This window comes from Gemmatimonadota bacterium (genome assembly GCA_026706345.1).
GTDB lineage: Bacteria > JAAXHH01 > JAAXHH01 > JAAXHH01 > JAAXHH01 > JAAXHH01.
The window spans coordinates 1-5,610 of the sequence record JAPOYX010000126.1; the positions used below are offsets into that span (position 1 = coordinate 1).

Here is a 5,610-nt window from a genome sequence, read left to right on the forward strand (position 1 = left end):
GAGCCCGTATCCCGCAGGTACGACGTCCCCGACGCCCGCGCCCGGGCCGGAATCCGCGAGGCCCTGGAGCATATCGGCCCGTCGGAGCGCAGGACCGAAGCCTGGTGCGACTGGGTGCTGGAATTCGCCGACGAAGGGGAAAGGCTGGTCCTCAAGCAGTACCAGAAAGGTACCCTGATGATCCAGGGCAGGGCGGATCACCTGCTCCGGGTGATCCTGCACGTTCTTTCACCTTTTCTGGATGAGCCCGGGGAAGCGGCCGCCGATGGATCCGGCGGTGCCGGGACCCGGAAGCTTTCCCTGCCCCACATTGGTACGGACGAGTCCGGCAAGGGCGACTATTTCGGTCCTCTGGTGGTCGGCGGCGTCCTGGTCGAATCCGGGACCCGGGAGCAGCTGGCGGCCCTGGGCATCCGGGATTCCAAGAAGCTGGGCGACGCAAGGTCCCGCGTCCTGGCCGCCGAGATCCGGCGGATCTGCGTCGAGCGATATCGCGAGGTGATCATTCCGCCGGAACGGTACAACACGCTGTACGAGGAATTCCGGCGGGAAGGCAGGAATCTCAACCATCTCCTGGCCTGGGCCCACGCCCGCGCCATCGAGAGCCTGCTGGAATGCACCCCGTGCCGACTGGCCGTGGCGGATCAGTTCGGTAACGAAAGCTACATTCGATCCCGTCTCATGAACAAGGGCCGGGAGATCGAGTTGATCCAGGAACACCGGGGAGAGCGGTACCTGGCCGTCGCCGCGGCATCCATTCTCGCCCGGGACCGCTTCCTGGAATACCTGGACAGGCTGTCCGGCGAAGCCGGCCTTACGCTGCCCAAGGGCGCTGGTCCGCCGGTCGTCTCCGCCGCCCGGAAATACGTCGAGCGGCACGGGGCGGATAAACTGTCCCGCGTGGCCAAGATGCATTACAAGACCACGGTCCAGGTTGTGTAAACCCGCCGGATTTAGTACAATCAATACAGGTGAATCGCCGGATTTTAAAAACGGTTGCCGATAAGGGTGCGGGCTGAATGCGACAGACGACGGTATACGCCCATACGAGATTTCAGATTGCGCCCGTCGATCCGCGGGTCTTCGGGGGCTTTCTGGAACATATCGGCCGGGCCGTCTACGAAGGCGTGTACGACCCGGACTGCAAGCATGCGGACGAGGATGGATTCCGCGCGGACGTCATGGATGCGATGAGGCGTCAGTCCATGACGGTCATGCGGTATCCCGGGGGCAACTTCGCGTCCGGCTACCACTGGATGGACGGCGTGGGCCCGCAGACGCTGCGTCCCACCGTGCGCGAACTCGCTTGGCAGAGCGTCGAGCCGAACGCTTTCGGCACGGACGAGTTCATCCGGCTGTGCCGTAAAATGGACTGGAAGCCCATGCTCACGGTCAACCTCGGCACGGGCTCGCCCGAGGAAGCCCGGAACTGGGTCGAGTACTGCAATTGTCCCGCGGGCACGAACTTCGCCGACATACGGGTGGGGAACGGGGAGGAGATGCCCTATGACGTTGGCCTGTGGTGCCTGGGCAACGAGATGGACGGCCACTGGCAGCTCGGCCACGTGCCGGCGGACCAGTACGCGATCCGGGCCCAGCAGGCCGCGAAGATGATGAAGGACGCGGACCGGCGGATCGAGCTGGTAGCCTGCGGTTCCTGTTCCGTGGACATGTTCGACACCTATATGGAATGGGACCGCCAGGTCCTCGACTACCTGGGCGATTACGCCGACTACATCAGCCTGCACCGTTACGTGGGCAACCCGAAAGACGACACGCCGGACTACCTGGCGGTGACGAACTCCATCGACCGGCAGATCGAGGAAATGGACGCGGTATGCCGCTTCATCCAGGCCAAGCGCCGGAGCAGCAAGCGCACCTATCTGTGCTTCGACGAATGGAATGTCTGGTACAAGAACCGCGAGACCGACGGGGAGGGCAAATTCGCGCCGCACCTGGTGGAAGAGGTATACAATCTCGAAGACGCCCTCGTCGTCGCCGGGTTCCTGAACAGCTTCGTCCGCCACGCCGATTCGGTCCGCATCGCGAACATCGCCCAGATCGTCAACGTCATCGCCCCGCTGATCACCCGCGGCGACGAGTTGCTCGTACAGTCCATATACCATCCCTTCACGATGTACGCGGGGCGGCGCGAAGGCATGGCGCTCCGGACCTTCGTGGACGGTACGGGGTACAGGAGCGAAAGCTATGGCCGGGCGAACCACGTGGACGCCGCCATGATCCAGGACGACCGAAAACTGCACGTCTTCGCCGCGAACCGAAGCACGGATGCGTCCGTACCGCTGCGCATCGTCCTCGAAGACCGGCCGATCGAGTCCCTGGTCGGCGCCGAGATCCTCACCGGAGGCGGAGATCCGAAGGCCGCCAATTCGTTCGAGCAGCCCGACCGGGTCGGCAAACAGCCCTTTGAGGAGATCAAGGTCGCCGGAGGCAGGGTACAGTGCTTCCTTCCCCCGCTCTCCTTCGCGGCGATGACCTTCGAACTCGAGGAATGGTAGGCCGCGGCGTAGCCTGTCTTCGACGTCCGGCGTCAAGTCCCGGCTGACTGCCGCAACGAAGTCGCATCCTTTCATGTCAGAAAACCCAGCATCCCGGAAACTATCCCGCCGCAACGCCCTGAAAATAGGCGGCGGCGCCCTGCTCGGCGCGGCCGTGTTCGGCTGCGGCGGCTCCGACGACCGGACGGTCCTGCGTTTCATGACGGCCCAGACGAGGGAGAAGCACCGGTCCCTCGAGCCGCTCATCGCCGAGTTCATGGAGCTTCATCCCGGGATCCGGATCGAACACGTCAAGGTGCCCTGGGACCAGGCCCATTCGAAATACCTCACCGCCATCCTGGGCGGCGCGCCGCCCGACGTCATGACCATCCCCAGCTGGTGGGTGACCGAGTTCCGGGCCATGGGCGCCCTCGAGGACCTCGGACCGTGGGTGCGGGACTGGCCTCATCTGCAGGGCTACACCGAACAGGTGAAAAGGCTGACCCGGGCGACCATGGCCTTCGACGGCGGCCAGGTATTCGGCCTCCCCACGGAAGTGGCCGTCCGTTCCATGTTCTACCGCACAGAATGGCTCGACGAACACGGCCTGGCCCCGGCGGAAACACGGGAGGAATGGCGCGCACTGCTCGAGCAGATCACGGATCCGGCCCGTCAGCGCTACGGGTACGCACTCCGTGGCGCACGGGGCGGATTCTGGTCGTGGTGGCCCATCGCCCAGGAGTTCGCGGGGTCAAACGCATGGTTCGACGCGGACCATCGGTGCGTCATCAACGGCCCGGACCACGTGGCGGGGCTGTCCTACTGGAACGACCTCTACCAGGACGGCCTCGCGCCGCCCGATTCGCTGAACTGGGGCTTCAACGAACTGGTGCAGGGATTCTGGTCGGGGCTCTGCGGCACGATGGAGCAGGACCCGGAGGTGGTCCGGACCTGCCTGGAGCACGGCCTGGACGAAGATACCCTCGCCATCACGGTCATGCCCGCCGGCCCAAGGGCCCGCGTGGCCCTGTCCGACGGGGGGTATACGTCCATGTCTTCGGCTTCCCGGCACAAGGACGAAGCCTGGACCTTTCTCAGTTGGCTGATGGCGCCCGAACAGCGGCTTCGGTACTGCAGGGACGTCAACATGATCCCGCCCTTCGCCGAGGCCATGAAGGATCCTGCCTTCGGCCAGGGCCTCTACCGGTCCTTCGTGGAAATGGTGAGCGATCCGGCCATCATGCAGAACTGGTATCCCAACTACCTGCCGGAGATGGGAGAGTTTCTCGAGGTGCGGGTAACCGAGGAGCACCAGAAAATGCTGCTGAAGAGGCAATCGCCGCAGGAGGCCCTCGATCGGCTGGCCGATTTCCTGACCCGGGCGCAGAAGAAATACGTGGATCGGCACGGCCCGGATACGCCCCGTCCGCCGGTCTAGCCCGGCGATTCAACATGCCCCGTCCGCCGGCCTGACGCGGTGATTCAACACGCCCCGTCCTCCGGCCTGGCGCGGCAGCAGACTATGCCGTACGACGGCGCGGTGGACCGTGCAGGCGGCCGCTTCGCTGTTACGAAACCCACACGATGCCTCATCACGTCAGACCCCTCAGGAAAGTCAGTCGACTCACCCGCCGCGATATGCTCAGGCTCGGCGGTACGGCCGTCGCGGGCGCGGCCGTGCTGGGCTGCGGCGGCGGGGATGACCGCCCGACCGTCACGGTTTTCAGCCCGATGGGCGAGGTGAAGAACCGCGCCCTCACCCGGCGGGTCGACCGCTTCATGGCCTTGCGGGACGACCTGCGTGTGGAAGTGATGCCCGTACCGTGGGACCAGGGGCACACCAAGTTGCTGACCATGATCGCCGGCGGCAGTCCTCCCGACGTAATCGCGGCGACCGGGCAGTGGATGGCCGAGTTCAGGGCCATGGGCGCCATTGAGGACCTGACCCCCTGGTACGCGTCGTGGCCCCATCGCGACGCCTTCACGCGGACGGGTCTACTCCGGTGCGAAAGCAGCACGGCCATCGAGGACGGCCGGGTTTACGGGCTGCCCCTGGAACTGACGACGCGGGCCATGTTCTACCGGAGGAGGTGGCTGGAGGAGCGGGGGCTGGAACCCGCGGAGACCCGGGTCGGGTGGCGCGCGCTGCTGGAGCGGATTACCGACCGGGACCGGGGCCGCTACGGCTACGCCCTGCGCGGAGCCCGCGGGGGCTTCTGGACCTGGTGGCCCATGCTGGAGGAGTTCTCCGGCACGAACGAATGGTTCGACGCGGACCACAACTGCATCATAAGCAGCCCGGCCCACGTGGAAGGACTGGCCTTCTGGAACGACATCTATCGTGACGGGCTGGCGCCGGCGGACTCGGTGAACTGGGGATACAACGAACTGGTGCAGGGGTTCTGGTCCGGCATCTGCGGGTGCATCGAGCAGGACCCGGAAGTGGTGCGCACCTGCCTGGATCACGGCATGGACGAATCGACCCTGGTCACGGCCCCCATGCCCGCCGGCCCCCGGGCCCACGTGGCGTCCAACGACATCTGGATCCTTTCGATCTCGAGCGGCGCGAAGAATCCGGACGGGGCGCTGGCTTTTTATGAATGGATGATGTCGCCGGAACAGCTCATCGCCTACAGCAAGGAGGCGAGCGTGCTGCCGACGGTGAAGCAGGGCATGGACGACCCCTGGTTCGGCCGGGGATTCCTGCGGCCCTTCATGGACATGGCCACCGATACGAAGCTCCTGCAGAACTGGTACCCGAGCTACCTGCCCGAAATGGGCGAATTCATCGAGGTGCTGGTCACCGAAGAACAGCAGAAGATGCTCCTCGGCAGGCAGTCGCCACGGGAAACGCTGGACCGGCTGGCGGACTTCCTGGATCGGGCCCAGAAGCGTTATGTGGACCGCCACGGTCCCGACACGCCCGGGCCGCCCGGGCCGTCTGAGCCGTCCGGGCAGTCCGGCATCTCGTAACCTGGCCGCGCCATGAAAAAAGCCGAACCCTACCTGCTCCTGGCCCCCGCCTACCTGCTCATCGCTGGATTCCTGTTCTACCCCATCGCCACGGTGTTCCTGCTACCCCTGCGGGAATACCCACTCATGCCGAACACAC

4 protein-coding genes are annotated in these 5,610 nt (G+C 65.2%); all 4 read left to right on the forward strand.

What is annotated here, in order from left to right; genetic code table 11:
- Window positions 1-942, forward strand: a 942-nt coding sequence (gene rnhC / locus OXG98_08215; protein MCY3771989.1) for a ribonuclease HIII, incomplete at its 5' end; no start/stop codon positions are given.
- Window positions 943-1,019: 77 nt separating this feature from the next.
- Complete coding sequence (locus OXG98_08220; GenBank protein ID MCY3771990.1) at window positions 1,020-2,519, forward strand: alpha-N-arabinofuranosidase; 1,500 nt, start codon at window positions 1,020-1,022, stop codon at window positions 2,517-2,519.
- 73 nt (window positions 2,520-2,592) lie between these two features.
- Entirely contained in the window at window positions 2,593-3,936 is a 1,344-nt protein-coding gene (locus OXG98_08225; GenBank protein MCY3771991.1) for a sugar ABC transporter substrate-binding protein, read from the forward strand.
- 146 nt (window positions 3,937-4,082) lie between these two features.
- Window positions 4,083-5,471, forward strand: coding sequence for a sugar ABC transporter substrate-binding protein (locus OXG98_08230; protein MCY3771992.1), 1,389 nt, complete (start codon window positions 4,083-4,085; stop codon window positions 5,469-5,471).
- Window positions 5,472-5,610: the final 139 nt, after the last annotated feature.